This is a genomic window from Bradyrhizobium erythrophlei (assembly GCF_900129505.1).
GTDB classification, from domain to species: domain Bacteria; phylum Pseudomonadota; class Alphaproteobacteria; order Rhizobiales; family Xanthobacteraceae; genus Bradyrhizobium; species Bradyrhizobium erythrophlei_D.
Genome location: NZ_LT670818.1, coordinates 5,556,097 through 5,579,298, shown reverse-complemented (window position 1 = coordinate 5,579,298; position 23,202 = coordinate 5,556,097). Strand labels below are relative to the sequence as shown.

The 23,202-nt window shown below is 59.9% G+C and carries 27 protein-coding genes; 3 read left to right on the top strand and 24 right to left on the bottom strand.

Annotated elements, in window-relative coordinates; genetic code table 11:
• Positions 1 to 30 precede the first annotated feature (30 nt).
• Positions 31 to 291 carry a hypothetical protein gene (locus tag B5525_RS25660; RefSeq protein WP_079568510.1) on the top strand — a complete coding sequence of 87 codons (261 nt, stop codon included), beginning with the start codon at positions 31 to 33 and terminating at the stop codon, positions 289 to 291.
• Positions 292 to 629: 338 nt separating this feature from the next.
• Complete coding sequence (locus tag B5525_RS25655) at positions 630 to 992, top strand: hypothetical protein (protein ID WP_079568509.1); 363 nt, start codon at positions 630 to 632, stop codon at positions 990 to 992.
• Positions 993 to 1,085: 93 nt separating this feature from the next.
• Here B5525_RS25655 and B5525_RS25650 read toward each other — a convergent pair whose 3' ends face one another.
• From B5525_RS25650 to B5525_RS44395, 11 genes are all read right to left on the bottom strand, one after another.
• Positions 1,086 to 1,775: a methylated-DNA--[protein]-cysteine S-methyltransferase gene (locus tag B5525_RS25650; RefSeq protein ID WP_244567576.1), complete on the bottom strand. Its 690-nt coding sequence runs from the start codon at positions 1,773 to 1,775 to the stop codon at positions 1,086 to 1,088.
• A gap of 47 nt (positions 1,776 to 1,822) precedes the next feature.
• Positions 1,823 to 2,305 (bottom strand): hypothetical protein, encoded by a 483-nt coding sequence (locus tag B5525_RS25645; protein ID WP_079568508.1) that lies wholly within the window; start codon positions 2,303 to 2,305, stop codon positions 1,823 to 1,825.
• A 119-nt stretch (positions 2,306 to 2,424) separates the two neighbouring features.
• Complete coding sequence (locus B5525_RS25640; protein ID WP_079568507.1) at positions 2,425 to 3,174, bottom strand: 2OG-Fe(II) oxygenase; 750 nt, start codon at positions 3,172 to 3,174, stop codon at positions 2,425 to 2,427.
• Positions 3,171 to 3,746, bottom strand: a complete 576-nt coding sequence (locus B5525_RS25635) for a methylated-DNA--[protein]-cysteine S-methyltransferase (RefSeq protein ID WP_079568506.1) — start codon at positions 3,744 to 3,746, stop codon at positions 3,171 to 3,173. Before B5525_RS25635 ends, B5525_RS25640 begins: the two co-directional genes overlap by 4 nt.
• A gap of 171 nt (positions 3,747 to 3,917) precedes the next feature.
• Entirely contained in the window at positions 3,918 to 4,052 is a 135-nt protein-coding gene (locus B5525_RS47260; protein WP_276328795.1) for a hypothetical protein, read from the bottom strand.
• Between the two features lie 267 nt (positions 4,053 to 4,319).
• Positions 4,320 to 4,988, bottom strand: coding sequence for a CDP-alcohol phosphatidyltransferase family protein (locus B5525_RS25625; RefSeq protein ID WP_079568504.1), 669 nt, complete (start codon positions 4,986 to 4,988; stop codon positions 4,320 to 4,322).
• Between the two features lie 42 nt (positions 4,989 to 5,030).
• Complete coding sequence (gene ada / locus B5525_RS25620) at positions 5,031 to 6,122, bottom strand: bifunctional DNA-binding transcriptional regulator/O6-methylguanine-DNA methyltransferase Ada (protein WP_079568503.1); 1,092 nt, start codon at positions 6,120 to 6,122, stop codon at positions 5,031 to 5,033.
• A gap of 349 nt (positions 6,123 to 6,471) precedes the next feature.
• The gene (locus B5525_RS25615; protein WP_079568502.1) at positions 6,472 to 6,936 is read right to left on the bottom strand and encodes an adenylyltransferase/cytidyltransferase family protein; all 465 of its coding nucleotides are present in this window, start codon (positions 6,934 to 6,936) and stop codon (positions 6,472 to 6,474) included.
• Positions 6,937 to 7,140: 204 nt separating this feature from the next.
• A complete protein-coding gene (locus B5525_RS25610) occupies positions 7,141 to 7,593 on the bottom strand; it encodes an ester cyclase (RefSeq protein ID WP_079568501.1) in 453 nt (150 codons plus the stop codon).
• A 1,185-nt stretch (positions 7,594 to 8,778) separates the two neighbouring features.
• Positions 8,779 to 8,988, bottom strand: a complete 210-nt coding sequence (locus B5525_RS25605; RefSeq protein WP_079568500.1) for a hypothetical protein — start codon at positions 8,986 to 8,988, stop codon at positions 8,779 to 8,781.
• Positions 8,989 to 10,167: 1,179 nt separating this feature from the next.
• Positions 10,168 to 10,344 (bottom strand): hypothetical protein, encoded by a 177-nt coding sequence (locus B5525_RS44395; RefSeq protein WP_154073423.1) that lies wholly within the window; start codon positions 10,342 to 10,344, stop codon positions 10,168 to 10,170.
• Between the two features lie 522 nt (positions 10,345 to 10,866).
• Between B5525_RS44395 and B5525_RS25585 the strand changes: the two genes are divergently transcribed.
• Positions 10,867 to 11,202 (top strand): hypothetical protein, encoded by a 336-nt coding sequence (locus B5525_RS25585; protein WP_154073422.1) that lies wholly within the window; start codon positions 10,867 to 10,869, stop codon positions 11,200 to 11,202.
• Between the two features lie 213 nt (positions 11,203 to 11,415).
• Here the strand turns inward: B5525_RS25585 and B5525_RS25580 are convergent, their stop codons facing one another.
• The 13 genes from B5525_RS25580 to B5525_RS25520 form a co-directional block, all read right to left on the bottom strand.
• Positions 11,416 to 11,934: a DUF1269 domain-containing protein gene (locus B5525_RS25580; protein WP_079568495.1), complete on the bottom strand. Its 519-nt coding sequence runs from the start codon at positions 11,932 to 11,934 to the stop codon at positions 11,416 to 11,418.
• Between the two features lie 303 nt (positions 11,935 to 12,237).
• Entirely contained in the window at positions 12,238 to 12,618 is a 381-nt protein-coding gene (locus B5525_RS25575) for a PLD nuclease N-terminal domain-containing protein (protein WP_154073421.1), read from the bottom strand.
• A gap of 723 nt (positions 12,619 to 13,341) precedes the next feature.
• A complete protein-coding gene (locus B5525_RS25570) occupies positions 13,342 to 14,937 on the bottom strand; it encodes a complex I subunit 5 family protein (RefSeq protein WP_172899966.1) in 1,596 nt (531 codons plus the stop codon).
• A 32-nt stretch (positions 14,938 to 14,969) separates the two neighbouring features.
• A complete protein-coding gene (locus B5525_RS25565) occupies positions 14,970 to 16,481 on the bottom strand; it encodes a complex I subunit 5 family protein (RefSeq protein WP_079568493.1) in 1,512 nt (503 codons plus the stop codon).
• 16 nt (positions 16,482 to 16,497) lie between these two features.
• Positions 16,498 to 16,839 carry an NADH-quinone oxidoreductase subunit K gene (locus B5525_RS25560; protein ID WP_079568492.1) on the bottom strand — a complete coding sequence of 114 codons (342 nt, stop codon included), beginning with the start codon at positions 16,837 to 16,839 and terminating at the stop codon, positions 16,498 to 16,500.
• Positions 16,836 to 17,774, bottom strand: coding sequence for a Na(+)/H(+) antiporter subunit B (locus B5525_RS25555; protein WP_079568491.1), 939 nt, complete (start codon positions 17,772 to 17,774; stop codon positions 16,836 to 16,838). The genes B5525_RS25560 and B5525_RS25555 overlap by 4 nt, the downstream gene beginning before the upstream one ends.
• The gene (locus B5525_RS25550; protein WP_079568490.1) at positions 17,771 to 18,064 is read right to left on the bottom strand and encodes a monovalent cation/H(+) antiporter subunit G; all 294 of its coding nucleotides are present in this window, start codon (positions 18,062 to 18,064) and stop codon (positions 17,771 to 17,773) included. The genes B5525_RS25555 and B5525_RS25550 overlap by 4 nt, the downstream gene beginning before the upstream one ends.
• 7 nt (positions 18,065 to 18,071) lie before the next feature.
• Positions 18,072 to 18,347, bottom strand: a complete 276-nt coding sequence (locus B5525_RS25545; protein ID WP_079568489.1) for a monovalent cation/H+ antiporter complex subunit F — start codon at positions 18,345 to 18,347, stop codon at positions 18,072 to 18,074.
• Positions 18,340 to 18,822 (bottom strand): Na+/H+ antiporter subunit E, encoded by a 483-nt coding sequence (locus B5525_RS25540; RefSeq protein ID WP_172899965.1) that lies wholly within the window; start codon positions 18,820 to 18,822, stop codon positions 18,340 to 18,342. Before B5525_RS25540 ends, B5525_RS25545 begins: the two co-directional genes overlap by 8 nt.
• A 163-nt stretch (positions 18,823 to 18,985) precedes the next feature.
• Complete coding sequence (locus tag B5525_RS25535) at positions 18,986 to 19,240, bottom strand: hypothetical protein (protein ID WP_154073419.1); 255 nt, start codon at positions 19,238 to 19,240, stop codon at positions 18,986 to 18,988.
• 23 nt (positions 19,241 to 19,263) lie between these two features.
• On the bottom strand, positions 19,264 to 20,250 hold the full coding sequence (locus tag B5525_RS25530) for an outer membrane beta-barrel protein (protein ID WP_244567575.1): 987 nt from the start codon (positions 20,248 to 20,250) through the stop codon (positions 19,264 to 19,266).
• A 184-nt stretch (positions 20,251 to 20,434) separates the two neighbouring features.
• The gene (arcA, locus tag B5525_RS25525) at positions 20,435 to 21,688 is read right to left on the bottom strand and encodes an arginine deiminase (protein ID WP_079568485.1); all 1,254 of its coding nucleotides are present in this window, start codon (positions 21,686 to 21,688) and stop codon (positions 20,435 to 20,437) included.
• Between the two features lie 21 nt (positions 21,689 to 21,709).
• The gene (locus tag B5525_RS25520; RefSeq protein ID WP_079573771.1) at positions 21,710 to 23,143 is read right to left on the bottom strand and encodes a basic amino acid/polyamine antiporter; all 1,434 of its coding nucleotides are present in this window, start codon (positions 23,141 to 23,143) and stop codon (positions 21,710 to 21,712) included.
• Positions 23,144 to 23,202: the final 59 nt, after the last annotated feature.

Below are 23,202 nucleotides of genomic sequence, written 5' to 3'. Positions count from 1 at the left end.
GGAAGCTCCTTGGCAGTAGGAGACCGCGAAATGAGCTTTCCTCCCCTCAATCTCTACACGTTTGCGGCCGCGCGCGGGCAATTCTTGCGGCCGGGTGTCCAGGCCCTTCTCAAGAGCGCGTCGGTCGGCCTTTATTTCGATTTCGCCAATCCACATGCCCCCGTTTTGCGCCGAGAGGCCGCAGCTCTCCGGAAGCAACTGGATGCCCTGCTCTTTGGCGAGCCATCGCGCCCGGCCCAGACCGAACGCCCCGCCCTGACGATCGTTCGCCGGCGTCGTAGCATCGCTTGACGTTCGTTTACCCGCCAAGAGGGATGCAATCGCGAGTGTCGCCAGAAGTCGCCAAGCCGGCGCGACATTACGCGGTAAAGCGCTTGCAGTGCGGCGATCGCTTATAGCTCGCTTGTGCATCAAACTGAACGAGATCAAGGAGTCCCGGATCTGGCCGGTGATGCGCGCTGTACTCGATTTCCGCTACCGCGAGCCGCGGTCGTGAACCACTTCGTCAGCGACCCTGGCAGCCGGGGCAGACCTCGAGATCGATTAGAATTCGAAAGCAAGAAACGGAGTGTCGAAACCTTGGCCCACGCCCAGTGTTCGCCTGATCACCTAACGATCAGGAAACTCCCATGAGCGACATTCGTGCTGCCAGAAGTGATGTCGAGGAACTTACTCACCGGCGCGGGCTCGCGGCTGCCCGTCAATCGAGGAATACCGAGCGGGAAGCTCTGCTGCAAAAGCTCATCGAAACCGAGCGGAAAGCGCTTGAGTTGCGCGGGTGGGTTGCGCAATGGGAGATGAACGGAGAGGCAGCCTCACCGGAAATTCGACGCCTGATAAAGTGGGCGAGAGAAACCCTGTTGGACATGGAACGCTTCCTCCTGCCCACGGAACTTACAAAGCTATTGGAGACACGCGATCTGTTTCCCGACGTCGATGATCTTGCGGATCCGCTGGGCGATCCGCCACCGCTTCGTCCGTGGGGTCGCTGACGGGAAATAACGGCAATGGAAGACCGGCTACGCCGGTGGCAGAGTCGGATCACTGCCGATTGCCGGCCTGCAAAGATAGACTCGAATGACTTTTCATCCATCTCCCTCCGAAGTCGGGAGAGGTTTGGCCCGTCGCTCGCGCGCCAGCAGTTCGCGCTTGCGCTTGACGCCCCAGCGATAGCCCGAGATCGATCCGTCCTTCTTGATGACACGATGGCATGGCACAAGCACGGCGATCGGGTTGGACGCTATTGCCTTGGTCACGTCTCGGGCGTCGCGCGTGCCGAGTTTGGCCGCGAACGCGCCGTAGCTGATCGTCTCGCCGACGGTTAGCACGCGCAGCATCGACCAGACCTCGATCTCGTAAGCCGTTCCACGCATATCGAGCGGGAGTTCGGGATCGAACCTCGGCTCTTCGATAACGCGCGTGATCTTGTCGAGAATATCGATCAGTTCAAGCTGTCTGCTGACGACTTCAGCGCCCGGGAAACGGATTCGCAGCGCCTCTTCCGCCGAGTCACGACTCGAGCCGAGCTCTAAGGCCACGAGGCCCTTATCCGACATCGCCACCATGAACTCGCCGAGAGAACTATTCCCCCAGGCGAAACGGATTACCTCGCGCATCTTTCGCTCCTTCGCATCGTCTGTACCGAAGATACGAAGTGACATCGGCGGAGCCGATCCGATCCTTGCTTTCAAATCGGAAAGAAGCGAAGCCGACCGACAGTAAACTTCGAAGCGAACGCAAATGGCGGCGCCGCTCGAGTCGAGCGTCGTCGCCAACGCGTCTTTGTATCGATCTAGCGAGACCACTGCCGATGCGGGCTTAGCTACCTCCGAGAGGAATCGCCTCTAATAGAAGAGAAGTCGATCACCTGCGCAGTTTCTGTCGCCATCGAGCCGCGTGGCGAATTGCTCTCCGGAGGCGGCATGAACTGCCGCTCCATTGCGCGCCGACCCGTCGGATCTTGCTCCTCGAAGGTCTCGATGTCCGTAATTTCGATGGCGATGATCGGATCGCCGACACAGGCGGCGGGCGGGCCGCTCGTGAGGGGCTGCAAGACCAGGCTCGGATGATCCGGACTTCGCAGCGCGATATTTTGCAGCCTCTTGAGGGGCGAGCGCAAGTGGGCCCAGTGGTTTACCAGGAGCGACCAGTGATGGCCGTCTTTCAGTACGCCGTTGAGGAGACCGTTTGACAGCGGGTCGTGGGAGAAGACGCCCAAGCTGCTCGCGATATCGATCGCGTAGGCTCCCTTGGGCAACAGCACGAAGAGCCCAATCTTTCCATCGGCCATTCTGACGAGTTTCATGACGTTCACCGTTCGAAAAGAGAATTGCCTCTCCGCGCATGAGTCATGAGGAGCTCCTGCGGTCGGGTTGACAGGTCGTTGAATCTGGAGCGGGGCGACGGCGCGCCGCCCAAGCTTTGCTATTTCGCGTCGTGAAAGATGATGCCGACGGTATGACGCATGCCGGAGCGCAAGCGGCTGACGCCGTGCCGGAGGTTCACGCGGTAATTGCGCTTCGTCCCTCGCACCGGTCGGTTATGAACCGCGAAGGCCACCGCATCACCCTGTCGAAGCGGGACGACCTCGGCGCGACTTTGCATCCGCGGCCGTTGTTCTGTCAGGACAAACTCCCCGCCGGTGAAATCAGCGCCGGGCTCCGAGAGAAGGATCGCGACCTGAACCGGAAAGAAAAGATCGCCATAGAGGTCCTGATGCAGACAGTTGAAGTCGCCGGGCACGTACTGCAGCAAAAGCGGCGTCGGCCGCGCCTGGCCGGCCTCATGGCATTGCTTCAGAAACGAAGCGTGCTCGACGGGATACCGCTCGTCGATTGCCATACGATCGTTCCACTCGTTGGCGACGTCCACGAGGCGCGGATAGAGCGCCGTGCGCAAGCCGCCGAGTAGGTCGGGCAGCGGATACTTGAAGTAGCGGTACTCGCCTTTGCCGAAGCCATGCCGCGCCATGTGGACGTGGCTGCGAAAATGCACCTCCTCGGAATAAAGGCTCGAGATGGCGCGACACTCGACGGGCGACAGGAGCTTCGGCAGGACGGCACAGCCGAAGCCGTCGAGATCCTGCGCGAGCGCCTGCCAGTCGTAGGCCGCGACCCGGGCTTCCGCGGGCACGCCCGCGAAAGCCGTCGTGACGATGGAAGTGTTCGGCCTCATGCCAGCGCCTCCTTCTCGATCAAGTCGCGCTTGCGCTCGATACCCCAACGGTAGCCTGCGAGCTCGCCATCCGTGCGGATGACGCGGTGGCAAGGAACGGCGAGCGCGATCATATTGGCGGCGCAAGCGTTTGCCACCACGCGAGCGGCGACCTTCGGATAGACGTTGTTGATCAACCGAGCCAGGTGCATGTAGCTCATCGTATTGCCCACGGGGATCGCACAGATCTGCTGCCAGATCCGGCGCTGAAGCGGCGTCCCGCGCATGTCGAGCGCGAGGTCGAGTCCCTCGGAGGGCTTTTCCGCGTAGCGGACCACCTTCGCCAGGTCGTCGCGGACCATGACCTCGTTCGCGACGAGAGTGGCTTCGGGAAAACGACCCGCGAGGTCCGCTTCTAGCTCGCCGGCGTCGTCGCCGAGCAGGATCGCGCAGACGCCCTTGGCGCTGCGGGCGAGCAGAACCTTGCCCAACGCGCTGTCACCGACCCCGAAGAGGAGGACGTCGGTCGCCGTGTTGGCGGGCTCGGCCGCGGGTAGCAGCCGCAAGGCGGCTTCGGATGTCATGAGGTTCATGGTGTCACTCCTTCGTTGTCCCCGTGATCGAAGCTACGCGCACGCGCTCTTACCCAAACTCCGATGTTTGCTTTCAAACCGAGAAAATCTCCGAAGACCTTCCGCGCGAATCAAACGCGGCCGGACGCGATGGCATCCGGCCGCGTTTGACGGCCTAAAGGTCCGGTAAAGTCACGCGAAGCGCGTGACGGTCGTCTTCCTGAGAAGGTAGGTTTCGCCGGAGCTGAGACAGAGCCGGATGGTTCCGTCATCGAGCGTCTGCCACTCGGCCAGTCCGTCGGCGACTAGCCCCCGGAAATGAGCCATGACGCGAGCCTTGTCGGAATTTGCCTCGACGCCATCTACGAGCGCGGCGGACCTCGCCTGGGCGCGAACACGTTTCCCGTGTCTTTTCTTCGCCTTCAATGCGCACCATGCCGTCATGATCGGAGCAGGTTCCTTGCGCCCGTCGATTCGCGGGGGCGATCAACAGCGACTTCGGTACCGACGCCCGCCCGGATCACCGCGACCATATCCTAGTAGCCGCGAGAGAGCGACCCGACACTCCGATTATTGTCGTCAAAATCCATGGAATTACCAGGTTTGCGTCCCCCGCTCGACCAGCGCGAAGCGCAAGCGATTCCAAATGGTGATGACCAGCCCAAGGCAGAGCGCCGGCACGACGAGCCACGCGCCTTCGGGAAGCCGGCCACACGCGGCGATCGCTATCGCGACAAGCGCGAGCACGATCGATCGATCTACTTTTCCAAGCGGGCCTTCGAGCCGGCGGGTGCCGCTCAGCATCGTCCCGGCCACACCGACGAACTCGGACATGGCCGCAAAGCAGACGACCAACGCAATCGAGGCGCCCGAAAACGGAGGAACAAACGCAAGCGGCGAGAAGAGAGCGATATCCGAAACGACATCGCCTACCTCGTTCAAGACGCCGCCGACGCGGCTCTTTTGCCCGAATTCGATGGCGAGCGTTCCATCGACGGCCGCGAATGCAGTACGCGCCACGAGCCAGGCCGGAAGCATCGCGAACGACGAGAAATAGTCCGCAAAGCGGCAAAGGATCGCGCCAACCAGGACGGAGCCGATGAGGGACGTCGACGTTACTTGATTGGCGGTGACGCCCGCTTCGTACAGACGGCCGGCGATGGGCCGCAACGCCCTTCGAAGCAGAGGCTTCAGCAGGTTAGCGAGGTTGCCGCGAGGAACGCGTAGCGCGGTCCGGCGCGTGAAACCTCTCGGGACGCGCATGGCGAACTCGTCATCGGGACTCGGGGTCGATTGCGGCGCGGTTCAGCTGGCTTGCGAGGCTTCCCTGTCCAACAGGGCGCGCTTGCGTTCCACTCCCCAGGCATATCCGGATGCCGACCCGTCGTTGCGGATCACGCGGTGGCACGGAATGGCGACCGCGAGCTTGTTCGCCGCACAAGCGCCGGCGACCGCGCGCACCGCTTTGGGAGCCCCGATCCGCCGCGCGAGATCGGCATAGGAGACCGTCGCGCCGACGGGAATTTCCTGAAGCGCCTGCCAGACCCGCTGCTGGAACGCAGTGCCGCGAATGTCGAGCGGCAGATCGAGACCGATCTCCGGCGCTTCCACGAAGCCGACCACCCGCGCGACCATCGCCTCATAGTCACGGTCGGCGCCGATCAGACGCGCCTTGGGGAAGCGATCCTGAAGGTCGTGGACGAGCTCCTCCGCGTCGTCCCCGAGAAGGATAGCGGCGACGCCCTTCTTGCTCGATGCGACCAGAATGGCGCCGAGAGAAGTTTGACCGACCGCGAACCTGATCTCCTCGTTCGCCCCTCCGGCGCGATACTGCGATGGCGTCATGCCGAGCATGTCGGTCGATTTCTCATAGAACCGCCCGCTCGAATTGAAGCCGGCGTCGTAAATCGCCTCGGTGACGGAATTGCCGGAAACCAGACCTTCGCGGACCTTCTTGGCACGGTGCGCGGCGGCATAGCTCTTCGGCGTGAGTCCAGTTGCGGCCTTGAACATGCGATGAAAGTAGCCAGAGCTCATGCCAACTGCCTCAGCCAGATCCTCCAGCGAAGGCTCCTCCTCGCTCGTCTCGATGATGCGGCACGCCTTGGCGACCGAGGTGGCATTCTCGGCTTCGACAGAGGGCCCGTCCGGATTGCAACGCCTGCAGGGGCGAAAGCCCGTCGCCTTGGCGCTTGCCAGGCTGTCGTGAAGCTGTACGTTTGTCGGGTTTGCCGTCCGCGAGGGGCACGACGGACGACAATAGACCCCCGTCGTCGAAACCGTATACCAGAAGTGACCATCGGCCGTCTTGTCGCGCGCGAGGACGCGGGCCCATCGAGGATCATCCGCGACCGGTAGGGGCATCTGTTTCCGGAATTGAACGAGCGCTGCGGTCATCGGTTTCCAGTCTCCACGATACCAGAGACGTTGCCACCCGATTTCCGAGGGCGCACTCCGGTCCTTGCCTTCAAATCGAAGGCGCCGGCGACGATTCAAGTCGCGGGCCGAGAACGACGCGTCGCCGAGTCGTCCCAAGCGGCGCGTCTCGGCGAGGCGATGCGTGTGCGCGGCCCCCCGACACGCGTTCCCCTCCTCGCTGGCGGATACGAACGACATCGGCGCGCTTGGTGGCGCCAATCGCGCGGATATTGCTCAGAAAAGCCCATGAACGGCGGCTTCGGACAGGCGCGTCCACTCCCAACGCTGACATGGCGAGTGTCCTCCTTTGCTGGGGTCGGCGAGCCGCTCAGGCCGCGCGCTCAAGATCGGAGCCACTGGACGTATGGCCGGCCAGAGCGTCGATGTTCTGCAGGGTGCGACGAAGCGCACTGCTCGACGTGGAAAGCGTGTAGGGAAAGTAGACGACCTCGACGCCGAGCGCCGCGAAGTCGCGCTCGAGCTTGTTGCCCTTTTCGGTGCCCTGCCAGTCGTTTCCCTTGAACAGAACATTGAAGCGAAGATCCTTCCAGATGTCGACCTTGTCGTTCGTCAGTGCTGGGACCGCGGCGTCGACGAAACGAACGTTGCGGACGATCTCGAGCCGTTCGGCGAGGGGAATCACCGGCGCCACCCCCTTGTGCCGGATCAGCACTTCGTCTGCCACGACGCCAGCGATCAGATATTCGCAGTGCTCCCTGGCGCGACGGAGCAAATTGAGATGGCCGATGTGAAAGAGATCGTATGCGCCCGGCGCGTAACCAATGCGGATCATGTGAGTGGTCCTGTTCTCATCGGGACTTCAGCGTGGCAGACGCTACCGTGACGATGGCAGCGGCACGCTCCGCTTCCTGCGATGCAATCCAACATCGCTCGCCGAGATGCTGGTTCTTGCCGCTGCAAAAGCAGACGAGGCTCGCACGACGTGCGAGCCTCGCTCAAAGACATCGGACATACTGATGGTACGGATGCGTTCCGATCAGGCCGCCGCCTTAAGCAACCCGAGCTGGGTCAGCGCGGTGACGCCGTCATCGAGACCGATCTCCTCGACGATCTTGCCGTCGACGACCTTGAGCACCGTGGTGCCCGTGAAGTGCATCTTGCGGCCGGTCGCAGCCGGAAGGCCGCCGATCAGGAAATCGTTGAATGCCGGGCCGGTGTGGGTGCCGCCGCCTTCCCATTGACCCACGACATAGTCGCCTTCGGCGATCAGATCCGCGGTGCCCCAGAAGTTCAGATCGGGAAACGCCGCGCGGAAGCCGGTCATGAACGCCTTGATGTCGGCGCGGCCGCGCCGGGGCTCATGCAGCGAATATTTCAGCAGCATTTCGGGGGCGGCGATCTCGTCGATGACACCAAGATTGACGGTCTTGCCCCAGAATTCCGTGAACCAACGACCAACGACGGCCTTGTTATCATCTTGTTTGCTCATTGAAAGACACCTTTGTTTTGCAGGAACTACAGATCGACTGGCGATCGCTGCAATCACTAGGCATCGTCCCCCCGAGCAGAACTCCGGTTCTTGTCTTGAAATTGAAAGAAGCGGCTTCACGCGGTCCGTCGAACCGCCGACGGCCGCTCGGCAGTAAAGCGATCTCTGGATCACGTGCCAATCGTCCCTGGTAGATTACGATGTTGCCTAACGAGCAGACTTTCTCGCCATCTGAACGACCATTGATGCCGCGCGTGGCGATGTGGCCGAGCGGGGGGCCGCAAGCATTCCATAACCGCTCATTGCACAAAATCTAACGCGCTGTTAGACGCTGCCATCAGGCGCGCAAAATCGCGAAAAATCGTAGTTTGGGATAGAGGTTAGTGGGATGGCGTAGCGGGATCCGCTACCAACCCACGCCGGCTGAGCCTGCAACGTCTCTGCCAATCTTCAGGATGAAGTTGCGACAAGCGTATGAGGGCCGGAGATGCAATCGCGCGCTCTGCAGCCGCCGAGCGCAGCAGGAAGCCGAATTTTGTTCGCTACATGGCACTCATCTCAATGGAGCGGTACTGCGTTCGGTACTGCACGGCGAGCGACGACCGCTCTTAAGTACTGATTGTACTTTTGCTTTTTGAGATCTCCCGGTCCAATCCATCATCGGGGCAATGGAAAATCGAGGCGCTAACATATTAATGGTATTCCGCTTTATCGTCACGCCTGGAACAGTTAATCGTTGGACCGATAATTGATCAGAGACTTAGAGCTAAAGCGTTTTCCTTTCGTTTCAAGCGCTTAGATGAAATGGCTTGCTCGTCCTCGATTGCGTCGCTCCTTCCTTGGCGCAGCGTCGCAGGACCAGACGAGCTTGTGCACCTACCGCAGAAACACGTGTCACCTTTTCAAGGTCAGACACAAAGTAGCGTGCGGCACTTCCGGCGGCCAGGGTTGGACGGGCCCGATCGTAGTTTTGGCAGCGATAGAGCCAGAAAACGTGCGATTTAGCGGATCGCAGGATGATACTTTCATGCATGGTGCCATGCACGACAAAAAAGCCGCGTTTCCCCAGCGACACGCGAAGACTTTCGTTCGCTGCCGCTTTCTAAGCGTCGCATGCACTATCTGGATCGAAGAACACGCCGACCCGACTGGCCGCGAACTCCCGCGAGGAAAGCTGCTTTCACCCTAGGCTCCCCTGCCATCCCGTTTGCCAATCACGCAGCGCCATGCTGCCAGGCGCTCGGCCGGATGCTGCTTCATCCACTCGGCGAGCTGCGGCGCGCCCATCAGGCAGGACTGCATCGAAACGTCAGCGAAGTCCGAGGTGGTGACGGTCTGCTCGTGACAATTTGCCGGCGAGGAGAGACTGCAGAGCACAGCGATGATCTTGATCACGACAGGAGAACCCCGATGACCCTATGACTTATCGGTGCCTCGCCCCGCTGCTCGCTGACTGGATCAGCCTGCGGGAAGATGCTGTCGTATACCGCGCGGGCCTCTCGAATTAGGCGAGCTCGCTCGCGCTCGGACTTTGGCACAAAACGGATAACTTCGCCCATATTCGCTCCAAGCTCTAGTTAGAGAACGAGTCCACGGTCGGAGAACAAGGCCGCCATTAGATGACGACAATCATCCCATCCTGACTTAGTATCTCACCTCCAACTTTGAAGCTCCGCAGGCGGTAACGAATGGATAAAAAGCTCGTGACTGGGCCGCGCCCGGTATCCCAACGTCACCAGGCATTCCTTCCGCAGGGAGGCTGTGAAGCCCCCCATCAGGTCCATTCGCGTTCAGCGCTAGCAGCCGATCGCGCGGATGCTTTGGCCGCATCAACGTGCGACGCTCTCTCAGCGCGCTGCTGGTAGTCGTCGGCAAGGGCCCTAAGCTGACCCGCAATCGCTGAGTCGGTCATGGTTTGGGCAGCGCGGAGCAAAGTCCGTGCTGTCTCCAGATATTCCTTGCCCCTTTGTGAGATCTGGACCGTCATAGAGCCCTCGCGCGGTTCTCTGGCAACTGGTCGAAGGCGATTTGGAGCCAACCCACCCAATTGCGGTCACTTTCCCTGCGAGCTCTGAAGCGATCGACGCACTTCCTGGAACAAAGCGGGGTTCGCCACGAGTAGTGCCGGACGAGACCAAACTTACCATCGCAAACCGCGCACCGCGCGGCTCTGCCAGATCTTAGACTTTCGGAGCAGTTTGGCATTGCAATCTCCTCTTGGTATTATCGTCGCTGTTCGTCGATCATCCTTTTTACCATCGCACTTCATGAGCCTGTGCGCTCTTCCAACCCGTACAGCCTAAGACGATCGCGGTCAGCGGCTCAATTGCACGTAGGTAATCGTCCGGCATCCAAAGGCGTCACGGAAACGATACGAAGGTTTATGGCGCTCGCCCTTAAAGCCAATCACTTTCACAATGGGTCGGATACGGCTGTGCCGATTTGGCGAACATAGTCAGCCTCTCCATGGTCAGCCGAGCGAGTCTGACGTTCGCCTCCTAAAGGACGAGTTCACCTCTGTCCGATTTGGAGCACGACCTCCCGAGTATCAGCCCCTTCGGAGGATCATGCGCCTTAGTGGCCACAGAAAGCGGCAACCTGCCCGGCAATCGGAACTTTTGGCTTCGCAGCGCCCACGCCTCGATTGAGCCGTTGGAATTCTTCGCGCGCAAAGATCTGGGTCGAACCGTCGGTCTTCGATATCAGCCAGCAGACGGCGAGATAGGCACGCAGCAAATCCGGGTTCTTCACTAGCCCTGCTGCACTATCCTCGGCAACGATACGACCCGTGGTCAACTTTGAACGCCGATTGACAGGAGGAGGCGCGCCATGGACACATCATCTAAATCTAACGCGGGCCGGACTGCAGGTAAGCATCCTGCATTTTGAACTGCGCATCTGGGACCCATTCTCCATTGAAACTGCCGTCGTCAAATGCGCCGTGACAGCATCTGCGATCACTCATTAAGACCTCAATCGCTTTGATTCCACCGGCGTCGAACAAGCGATTAGAAAGGCCATCAAGGACAGAAGCAACGTCGCGCTGCGCTTGACGCACGACTAGGCCCCCCAACGCGCCGATCGTGGATTCGGCGACCATGTCCCATGGAAAGTTGCGCGCGGCGAGATGCGCGATTGTGCGGAACGCACACGGCTTCGGGGATGTGTGGCTACCGTGAGAAAGAAACGTGCATCGAGGCCTTCGGGCCGAGCCCCGGTGACTTCGCTCCATTCAGAGCCTTGGCAGCCCTTTTTAGCCTCGGGAAAACAATGGTGAGCAAGTCAGCCGCGTTCCGAAGAGTGAGCGCCCGGCGCACGGTCTTGCTCCAGTCCGGACCGTGCGGCATGGCACGGGCCTTTTCGATCGCCGTTACCGCGTTCTTCCAAGTCCGGACCCTGATGGCGAAGAGTTTCTTGATCAGCAGTGAACACCTCTGCCTGGTTGCAATGGTCCGGGCGTCGATTTCTCGTCTGCGAGCGTACCAACCTTCTTACTCGTTCATCACGGCCATGCTTCTCAAGCCAGCGAAGGCCTTTCGCCAATTGCCTCAGATCGTTTCGATTTGGGCCGACCGGCAGTTGGCGCGCGTGTCGGAGCGCATCTTCTAATTGCCTTCGGATCGGCGAGGCAGTTTCTGACAAATGCGTCATCGGCGTGTACCAAGCCATGAAAGTGTTCAGTTTCGCTCCGAAGTAAACGGCTGAGGGGCAAGGCGGCGCTGGCCTTGTAATCCAGACGGGAAGAAGGCAAGCAGCGATGAAACCTGGTCATCGTCCATTGGCCTCGTTGCCCAACTTGGTCCGGAAGCGCGCTCGCGCGCGTTAGGCCGGACTTGCAGCTTCGGGCGCTGCCGACGTCGCTTTTGCAAGCGCGTCGCGAAGAGCCTGTTCCTTGGAGTCGTTGAGCGATGTTTTCAGGACAGTGCCGCCGGCGTCCTGAATTCCCTTGAGCACCTTGTCCGCGGTCATTTCATGGATCAGCACGAAAAGCGCTGCATTACCGGGCTGAAGGTTTTCCGAAAGTTCCTTCATGAAGGCATCATTGATGCCGTAGTCTGTCAGCGCCCCGCCAAGGGCGCCGGACGCTGCACCCAGCGCCACGCCAATTATGGGATTTAGGAAGAGGACACCTATCAGGAGCCCCCAAAAGCTGCCCGAGGCAGCGCCCATGGCCGCCGTATTGACAAGCTGATTCAACTTGACCGGCCCCGCTTCCGTTTTTACGGCGATCACAGCGTCGCTAACCTTGATCAGATACTCCTTCTGCATTTTCAACAGTCGTTGACGGACATCCTCGGCTTTGGCTTCCGACGGATAAACGATCGCAATAAGATCGGACATACGATTACTCCTCGCGCGCTGAGAATGGAATTGGGCGGCCGATAACGATCATCGGCAGCAGCTTTGATGAAACGCTTTTTTTGCAACCTGCGCCATCGGGGAAAACCCTCGGCAACTTGCCGGTCCATCCTGACGCCCGACTCCGAAATGAGCATGGCAATCCTGACAAACAGGAGCCGATCGCCACAGCCTCCGCCCTCCCGGTACGGTGGAAACGCAGGCCTTAGCGGGCGTTCGCGGGCTTGCAGCCCAAACGCTGCTGTCGACCAGAGCGATATCCGGCACGTCAAGAGTCAGATGTTGTTACTGTACCAGGCGTGCTCTGAGGCGCCCGTATTCCTCCGCCGAAATCGATCCAGCCGATTTCAATCGATTCAATTTCTCGATCTCGTCGGCCACGCTGAAGCCGAAGGTCTTGCGTAAATCTTCCTGGATCTGCCTGGCTCGCGCCTGATCCCTCCCCGCCATGCCCCGCCCTTGCGTCAGCAGATATGCGAAAATGCCGACGTAAGGCAGGATGATAAGCAGGATTACCCAACACACCTTGCCAATTCCCGAGACGTCATCGCGGCGAAAGAGATCGCCGGCGACGGTTATGAACAACCAAAACCACAAGACCAACATAAACACCGCGAATGCGTCGGCCACGAAATTGGTGAATGTGAATCCGCCTTGAAACAGCACGATCGTTTTCCTTTTTCCGAGTTGTATCCGTCCGCTACGAGTCAAAAGCGAAATTCGTGCAGCACCGCTTCGATCGATCTCGGAGCAGCGCTCGTTGCCCCTGACGCCCAATTCATCCGATTTGGGCTTCGACCGATAACGGCTCCAAGGTTGTCCGACGTGATACGCCGATCGAAATGCTTGGCACCTAACGCCAAGGCGGCGGGATGTTACCGCTGCGCACCTGCAATGCTGCACACATAACCTAGCGCCAGGCACGCGAAAGTTGATCCGGAATTACCCTGAAATGCCGGGATGAATAACCCGATTGTTCGACGAGACGGCCGGACGTTAATTCGGAGAGCCGCGACAGGTGACGTCAGGCTTGCGGCCGGCGCTGAAGCGTCGAGCTGCCCTGGGACTGCACCGAAAGCGATACCTTGATAACGACGGACGACACCGACGTCCAAGGACGATATACGGCGCAGTCGCGAGTCTCATCACAGAGGGTGCTCGATAGATTCGTGGTCGCGCCTAGCCCGATGCCCTTCCGCGGCTCCTCCCAGACTTGCTCCCGCCTCCGACTTCGGCCGGGGGCGGGAGCTCTTTCAGAGCAACAAGCATTCGGAACCCGGCCAAGAGCCTTCTCGTCGTCAGAAGCGCATGATGACGTGCTTACACTGGCGCGGCCGCTTCGCACTTCCGCGGTATTGCGCTCAAATTTCCCGATCTGCGAACGACTCTCTACCGCACCAAGACGGCCGCCCCTAAAGCTATCACCAGAATAAGCAGCGATACGCCGGCCACCGGCCAGGACCGAAGAGCTCTGTCCATTCGCTCCACTGCGCTGCCGCACGCAGCCGCTCCCTTCGCCGTGCGGCTTTCCGCCACCATGATCTCTCCTTGAGGCATGCGCTCTAGCCAACGCGCCCGCTGCCATAGCGCGATCGCCAGTGCAGCGCCGACCAAAACCGGCCAAAGCGCTTTCCAGACCATCGCCGGCGCAAGCGGGTCGGGCAGCGTCCCGCGCGGGATCGCCATAAGAAGGGTCCAGGGCATGATGATCGATCCCGCGGCGATCGCCAGCCAGGGCACGACGAGCGCTGCGGCCGCTTTCGCCTCCGGATCATGTGACATGCTGTTCCGTAAGCTGCGCAAGAATTGCAGCATCAGCACCGTCGTGCCGACTGCGGAAACAGTTGCAATCTTGTTTGCAGTGCCGTCGCCCAGCGGACCGTCGACCACGAGTTTCGCCAAGCCGCCGCCAGTAAGCGGCAACCCGCCAAGGCCAAAGGCAATTAGCGCCGTCGGCAAGAGCGTCGGCCACAAATATTTTCTTCCCGTTGCGGCGATCACACCCACGGAGAGGAACAGCGCACCTTTGACCAGAATGTGGTTCGTAGCATAGAAGGCGGTTGCCAGCGCCGCGCGGCCATCACCTGCGATCATTCCCATGCCAAGGACCGCCACCATGAAGCCCATCTGGCTCACGCTCGAATACGCCAGCACGACTTTGGGATTGCGCTGCGTGATCCCGATGACAACGCCGTAGATGGCGGAGAAGAGCCCAGCGGCAGCAAGCACCGTACCCCAGCCGGCTATCGCAGATTCGAACGGCAGAAAGCGGATCATTCCAAGAACGCTTGCTTTGACAACCGCACCACTCAACACCGCGGAGGCCGGCGTCGGCGCCGCTCGGTACGCCAGTGGCATCCAAAAATGAAATGGTACGAGACCCGCCTTCATGCCGAAGCCGGCTATCAACAACGCAAGTATCAGGTCACGATGAGGCGAGATCGGCAACGCTGCAGCGGCGTCGCGGATCAACAGACTATCACCCGGGATTTGTGCGGCCAGCATCACAAATGCCGTGAGCAGCAATGATTCCGCCAGCAGCCCGAGCCCGATATAGATCGCGCCGGCGCGCCACGCGCGAGGCGTTTCGCGGTAGATGACGAGACCACAGGCTCCGAGCGTCATCAGCGCAAGAAGGAAATAAAAGCCCACCATGTCGGCTGCCAGAAATACGCCGATACAGCCTGTCAGCGTCATCAGCCAGCACACAACGAATCGTCCCTGGTTGGGCCGGGATCTAAGATAGGGCTGGGCGTAAGCACCTGATGCGATCCACAACAGCGCCGCAGCCCCAAGCAGCAGAGCCCCAGGAAGGTCGAGGGCGAAACTCAGGTGCAGGCGCGTTGAACCCATCAGTAGCTGAGAATCGTCCGCTACAATAAATACGGCGGCAAGCGCGGGCATCGGGGCGAACGGCAGGCAAAAGAGCATTCTGTCCAGCGCCCTTGGCCAGACGCATGCCAGCAGCATTCCGAGCGGAACCACGAACGCCCCCGCCAGAAAGATCCGTGAATCCATCATCGCAGTGCTGCCATCATTGCCCCAGAGCGAACCTGCAACACATCAACCGGGCCGAGCACGACGAGGCCCAGCAACAATGAGAACACGGCCAATGTCAGCACTGCCGCCTCTCGATACTTCGGCACGGCTACGCGCAGCTTCAGCGGTTCGCATGGGGATCGGTAGGCACGAGAAAGAACGATGAACATGTACCCGCTTGTGAATAAGCCCCCCACAAGCACCACCAGCGCCCATGGCCATCCGCCGCTTGCGACTGCCGCGTCCAACAACAGCCACTTCGCCAAAAAGCCGCCACTCGGCGGCAAGCCGATCAGGCACACCCCACCAAGCGCGAACGCAAATATCGTCATCGGAAGCGCGCGCGCGGCTCCTGCGAGCTCAGCGACGCGATCATGTCCGAGCGCAGCGTAGATAAGTCCGGCCGCCATGAACATGGCGGCTTTCGCCGTCGCATGCGATATCGCCAGAAGCATGCCGCCGGTTAGAGCCTCGTTACTTTGAAGTTGCGTTGAGACCGGGTCGAAAGCGAGAGGAAACATCAGGAAAAGGTAGCCGATCTGCGCGACCGTGGAATAGGCGACCAGGAGTTTAAGTCGCTTCTGCTGCAGCGCGACGACACTGCCGAATACAATCGCACCTGCGCCCATGGCACCGACGAGTTGCGCGCCGGCGAAACCGAGCATGCCTGGCATCACGCCGAACCAAAGCCGGACGACGAGCAAAAATGACCCCTTCACTACGACCGCGGAAAGAACGGCGCTTGCGGACGCCGGAGCACCGGCATGGGCCGGCGGAAGCCAAAGGTGAAGCGGGAACAGTGCGGTTTTGGCGAAGAGCCCAACAGTCATCAGCACTGCAGCGATGAGCGTCGCGGTCTCCATATGAACGCGTTGAGACAGCAGAACGATGTCCAGGGTCGCATAACTGCCGTACAGCAATGCCGTTCCAACCAGATACAGAATGGAGCCGAGCAGGGCAAAGAGCAGATATCGCAGCGCGGCCTGCAATGTCTCCACGCGGCCATCGAGGCAGACGAGCGGTACCGCGGCAAAGGTCAACAGCTCCAGCGCGACGTACAACGTGAACAGATCTCCGCCCAGGAAAATCAAATTCATCGCGCACCCGATCGCCATCAGCAGTATCCAGAACACGAATGGCGCACGTGTCTCGAAGGGCTGGGCGCGGCTATCGAAGTCGGCGTGCGCAAATATGCCGATTGCGCAGATGACGACGGCCATCGTTACCATCATCGCCGCCGAAAGTCCGTCCGCGCGCAACGTAATGCCGAGCGGGGCTTGCCAGTCTCCCACGACGTAAACCAGCGGACGGCCGCTCTGCCACAAATCAGCAAAGATGACGGAAGCCACGATGAGGTTGCAGGGGAGAACGATCAACGCAACCCGTTCAACCTGCCGACCGCCGACGACCAGCGACGATAGGACTGCCGCAACCGGCAATACGATCGCCAGAATAAGGAGGTATCCACCGCTCGTTGTCGCGTCGGGCAAGCTATTTCGTCCGCGGTCAGGAGTTGTCTCTGTCCGTACTTGCGCTTACGGGAATGTCCGAGCCGAGCGTCGCGCGGCCTGCTTCCTCCAGAAGGCGCAGTACCAAAGCGACAGCCAACGCCGTTGCCGCGAACGCGACAACGATTGCGGTAATGACCATCGCCTGAGGGACCGGATCGCCCGGAAATCCAGCCGCTGCGGCCCTTCCGGATATGTAGCCAAATATCAGAAAAACCCCGCTGCCCAGCAGATTGAACGCAAGTATCTTTCGCAACGGCTCGGGATTTGTGACGAGCCCGTACAGCCCGAGGCTTGCCAGCGCTGAACCGCATAACCCGAACAACGTTGCGTCACTCATTGTTGCACCTGTTTCGGCGGGCCTGCGGCCAACATGGCGAGTGCGCCGGCGATCGAGACCGTCAGTGCGACTTCAATCGCGACAATCAATGGTTTGGCATAGCCCGGCGGATAAGCGAGAAAGGCATTGGCCAGCACGACCCCGGCAAGCCCGACCGCGAGGAAGACGATCGGTCCAAGGACGAGCCCAAAGCGCAACCAGGGTTGCCCGATTGAAGGCGCTTCCTTCAGGCGCGCGATGATAACGAGGAGCCACATCGCGGCGAGTATGGTGCCACCTTGAAAGGCGCCTCCGGGGTCGTTCGCTCCGACCCAGCACATATAAATTCCCACCACCATTCCCACCGGCGGCAAGAGTTGAGCAAGAAACCTCAGCGTGCTGTTTGGCCATTCATAGACACGCAGACCGGGTATCCCGTTCCACGCATGATTCGGCGTCAGCGACCACACACCAAGCAAGGCGAGCAGCAGAACCACCTTCTCGAGCATCGTGTCGAGCGCACGGTAAGCGAACAGAACGCCGGCGACTGGATTCCCGAGCCCGGTATGGACCAGGTTTTCCATCACCGCCGGTGCGAGCGTGGGGATGACCTTGGGCGGCAGCAGCAGCGCCCCTGCGAGGCCGGCCCCGACCAGTGCACAGAAAAAAGCTGCTGCCAGTCGAACTGGCAGACCGATCCGGCTGTTGTCGGGTTCGGCAGAGCGCGAGCGCGCGACCGCACCCAGCAGCAACATTCCGGTCATTCCGCCACCGATTGCCGCCTCCGTCAGCGCTACGTCGATTGCGGCGAGCCTGACCCAGACAATGGCCAGCAGCAATCCATAGACGACGAACGCGATAGTGGCGTCAAACGCTTTTCGGGCAAAGATCGTCGAAGCGCCGATCGCCAAGACCAGCACGACAAGACCAACATCGGTGAAAAACAGGATTGTCATTCACGTGGTCCCCGTTCTCGAACGGCACCTGCGATGAGCTGTGTCACAATAGCGCCCGACAATTGGACGAGTAGCCAGATACTCACCAGCTTCAAAGCGCCGACCGGCCCATCCGCCTGTGGCAACAATCCCAGAACCACAAGACCGAGACCGAGATTGTCCACCTTGGTCAATGCGTGCAGACGTGTCAGCGGGTTCGGGAAGCGGATCAAGCCGCACGTCCCGGCCAGGAAGAACAGCGCTCCCGCCGAGAGGGTGAAAATGGTGAATAAGTCAAGCACGAGGTCCATGTGTCGCTCATTGCCTTTGCGCGGTATTCTGTGGATCGGATAGGTCCCGGACGAACGCGACCGCCGCGAATGCGGCAAACAGGGCTAGCATCAATGCAACATCCACGATTGCTGCGACCTTCGTCGCAATGGCCAGTATTAGAAGTATGGCCACGCCGCCGGTGCCCAGCAACTGCGCTGCCATGAGGCGGTCAACCTCGCCTGGCCGCTGAAGAATTATGATCAAACCGCTTGCGACCATCACGAAAACGAAGCTGGCGACGAGCAACAGGAAACTATCCATCCCTTGGTCCCTCCCCGAGTGTTTGGATGCATAACCTTTCCTCCGCAGACAATTGCTCGAGCACCGGCTGCGTCACGTCAAGGCAATGGATGGTAAGCCCGTTGTCATCGGCCGAACCGCAAGGAAGTGTGCCCGGCATCAAGCTCGTAATGGCGCAGAACACATTTCTCCTCGTGCCGGGCGGAAGGTGAGGCTGATAGATCACAAAGCCGGCGCGCAACGACAGCCGAGGATGAAGCGCCAGCAACGCGACCTCCGTCCCGGCACCGATCGACTGGCGCAGAAAGTGCAACAGAAATTTGACGAAGGAAACGGGACGCAGACCCCCCTGCTCCGCGGGCATCAATCGTAGACTTACCCAGCTTGCCGCAACAGCAGCCAGTAATCCGGCCACAAGATCGGCGGGGGCGGCAGAGGTTAACAGCAGCCAGAGACTAAAAAATGCGACAGCCCGGGACAGCGCACTCGCAAGCATGCTTGGCGCGCCAACATTTCGAACTTCGGCTCCTGGAGCGCTCACGATCGACTCCGAACGCTTGCCTGGCCCCATTGCGCGATTATCGCTACCGGCCTGCGGTTGCTTCGCGACGGCGCTTGTCACATGCTGACGGCATCAGACGAGCACAACGGCCGCCGAGCTAATGAACTTCTCCGTCTTTCCTTGATTTTTTTTGCTTCGCCCTGGAAGTCGCGGTGGGTTCCTGCTGCACCTGCGGCTGTTCGGCGGACAAGGGATGCTGGGGCACCTTGAGGCGGTTGATACGGACATCGTCCCGGATGGCATCTCTGTCCAGTCTGTCACCACGGTCGACGGAATCACGGGGATCCGCCGTAACGGGGGACGCCAAGCACAACAACGCTAGGGCGCCAATCACAACACTCAACGTTTTCATTTGCATTTCCTGTTGCTGGCAATTCAAAAGGCGAAGTCGAGCCTGGGACCGATCTGGAAATCGGTGTAGCGACGAACGGCCACGTTCGATGATCGCACTTCATAGATGGTGCTGGTAGTAAGGGAAACGTTGCTGCTGATATTGTATTTCAACCCAAGAGATGTGGAATAGATTTGATCTTGCCGGCCCCTGTTCAGGCCGTCGGTGAACCAAAACGCTTCGATGAACGGCGTGCTGACGACGGACCACTTCGAATCAAGGTGCACCTCGATGCCGACCAACCCATCGAGCCTCCAGCGCCGGGCCTCGGCGAGATCAGAGAACCGGTAAGTCAGCAGGACCAGCGGCGATAACGTCACCCTGCCAAAGGTGAAGTCGCGCGATACCGAACCGCTCACGTCGTTAGAGATGAATGCTAGATCGCGAAAGATACCGTCGTAGTCATACCGGTTTTCGTAGATACCGGTTATTCTCCAGCCGTTGAGATTTTCTGTTAGTCGCGCTCCCAGACGAGCGATCGCGGCATTGCCGTCATGCTCTGTTGCAAATGATTCGAATTGCGCTCTGGCGTAGAGACGGTAGGACAGGTCGGGAGACAAATTTCCGTCCAGCCTCGCACTTACGTCGGGCTCATAAAAGACATCTCGGCGCCGGTCATCACGGCTGAAGAGAGCGTTGTCGGTATAGGTTGGCGACAACGATCCAACGACGCTCCAGGTCGGGGTCATCGCCGTGTAAGGGATGCCCTTGGCCTCGGTCAGATCCAAGTCAGCGGCAAACGCCCCGCTCGCGCAGAACAACCCCAAAATCGGTAGCAGACCTCTAGATCCCCGCATTGGAACCACCAGTGGTTGCCGAGGTTTGTTTACGTTACGCCCAGCGAGTCGCCTGTCAAACAATAAGGGCGACTCATGACCAAATTCGCCAGGTTGCGTTGCAAACAAATCACATCCCCAGCGGTCGTCCCGGGCGGAACCCTTTTTCAACCGGCTGTTCGCAAACTTCGTCATGCTTCGCGCGCCTGCGCGGGTCACCGGAGATGCCACCGATTGGTAGATCTGGTCGAGGTGCGAATGAGGGAACGAAAGTCAGCTTAAACGGGAACTTCGTCATAGTCAGGAATCTCCGTGTCCCGCAGCAGACGAAGTGACCGCCATGTCATCGCTGTCCAGCCGGTCAATTATCAACCCAACCTCAGTAGTCCGCCGCATCGCGGCTAATCGGGCAGGTCATGCAGTGTCCACCTCCGCGCCCGCGACCCAGTTCTGCGCCGACGATAGTTATGACTTCGATGCCTTCCTTGCGCAGGAGCGTGTTGGTATAGGTGTTGCGATCATAGGCGTACACGACACCTGGCGACGCGCAAACAAGGTTGGCACCACTGTCCCATTGCGTCCGCTCGCGTTGGTAGTCGGTGCCACCGGCCTCAACAACGCGAAGTTTCTTCAGCCCAAGCGCTTCCTCAACAACGCTGACAAAAGGCTTTTCCTCGCGATGCAACTCGACGCCGCTCGGTTCATTGCTTGGGCGATACGAAAATGTGCGTGTCTGCTTCATAAAGTCGGGCGCGAGGAGCACGCAATCGCGGTCAGCGAAAGTAAACACGGTGTCGAGGTGCATGGCGGCGCGTATCTTGGGCATGGCCGCGACGATCACGCGTTCTGCCGCCTTTTTCTTGAATAGCGTCGCCGCGAGCTGGCTGATAGCCTGGCGAGAGGTGCGTTCGCTCATACCAATGAGAACGACACCCTTGCCAATGGGCATCACGTCGCCACCTTCCAGCGTGGCTAGTCCATGATCCTGCGTGGGATCGCCCCACCAAACGTTGACCTTACCTGCGAAATCAGGATGGAACTTGTAGATCGCCGTGGTGAGGATCGTTTCCTCGTGTCGCGCCGGCCAATAGAGCGCGTTGAGTGTCACGCCGCCATAGATCCAACACGTCGTGTCGCGTGTATACAAGGTATTGGGCAGCGGTGGCAGCAGATACTCGGTCGCACCTGCCGCCTCCTTGACCATCTTGAGTGCTGCGCCGCCATGCGTTTCCGGAAAGTCATGTGTCGAAAGACCGCCGATCAGCGTTTCCGCTAGTTTCCGGTCGACGAGGCCGGAAAGATAGCTTTTCAATTCGTCGATGAAGCCTAACCCTACTTGATTTGGCACGACCTGGTTGTCGAGAATCCACTTCTTGCCTTCAGGCACCGCCACTGTTTCGGCGAGCAGGTTGTGCATATCCAGCACTTCAATTCCCCTGTCGCGCATCTTGGTGACGAAGTCGAAGTGGTCGCGCTTGGCGTTATCCACCCACAGGACATCATCGAACAGCAACTGATCGCAATTGGACGGCGTCAGGCGGGTGTGAGCGAGGCCCGGCGCACAGACCATTACCTTTCGTAGCTGACCAACCTCGGAGTGCACACCCAGTTGGACGTCTTTTGTACTCGCCATGATGGACTCCCAGGCATTGGACTAAATCGTGATGTAACCGGTGACGAGCCCGTGGATGCCGACAAGGCATCCCACGACTGCAACGCCAAACAATATCCATTCCGCGGGGGTAAAGAGTTGTTTGCCCAGTTCCTTCCGGGTGATGTAGTAGAGGATTGTCCCCGGCGCGTAGATAATGAATCCGAGCAACAGGAACTTCGTCCCGCCAGCAAACAGCAGGAAGATCGTGTAGACCGTCGCCAGGATCGCGATGATGGCGTCTTTGCCGAGGTCGCCGGGATCCTTCTCGTAAGTCTCTTTCCGAAACACAAGCATCAATGCAAATGCAGCCGAGAGGAAGTAGGGAATCAGCGACAGGTGGCTGCATAACGACAAGGCGAAAGTGAAGGCATCGTCGGAGAACAATGTGGCGACGAGCACCACTTGAATCAGCAGGGTGGTCATCAGCAGCGCGGACGACGGCACCTGATTGGCGTTCTCATGCGCCAGGAAAGCCGGCATGTCCTGCCGCTTCGCTGCAACGGACAGCACCTCGGCGGCCATCAGGGTCCAGGCCAGGTAGGCGCCTAGTACCGAAACGATAACCCCGGCGCCGATGAACACAGCACCCCAATGACCGACCGCAGCCTCAAGAACGCCACCGACTGACGGCTGGCGGAGTTGCGCGAGTTCCGTTCGCGGCAGGATACCGTAGGACAGGATCGACACGGATGCGAACAGGGCAAGTACACCCAGGAACCCGCTCACCGTGGCGATACCTACGTCTTCGCGCCTTTGCGCGAGCCGTGAATAATTGCTCGCACCCTCAATGCCCAGGAACACGAAAACGGTCACAAGCATCGTCGACTTCACCTGTTCGAAGAGGTTCCCGTAATCTCCAGCCGAGCCTCCCCAAAGATTGGCCACGAACACATCCGGCTTGAGGAAGAAAATCGTCAGCACCAGGAACAACAGCAGCGGGACGACCTTGGCAATCGTCACGATCTTGTTGATTGCTGCGGCTTCCCTGACTCCGCGTAGCACGAGAAAATGAAAGGCCCAGACACCCGCGGAAGAAATCGCAACTGCGACGACCGTGTTGCCTTGTCCCAGAACGGGAAGAAATGCGCCGAGCGTGGACTTGATGAGGATCCAGTACGATACGTTGCCGACACAGGCGCTCGCCCAGTAACCGAAAGCGGAGAAGAAGCCGACGTAAGGCCCGAAGCCGGCCCGCGCATACGCATAGACGCCCGCATCGAGATCCGGCTTTCGATTGGCCAGGGTCTGAAACACGAACGCCAGCATCAACATGCCCGCTCCGGCGATAGCCCAGGCAATGAGCGCGCCGTAAATGCCGGTCGCCTGCGCGAAGTTGCGCGGTATCGAGAACACCCCGGCCCCGACCATGCCACCAACCACCATGGCGGTCAGCGTCGTCAACGGCAGCTTTTGTTCGTCTGCATCCTTGCTCATGGCCGCGCCTTCCAATCCTCCCATGCGCGGCCCGGAGCCAACCTGCGCGCTCGCGATGG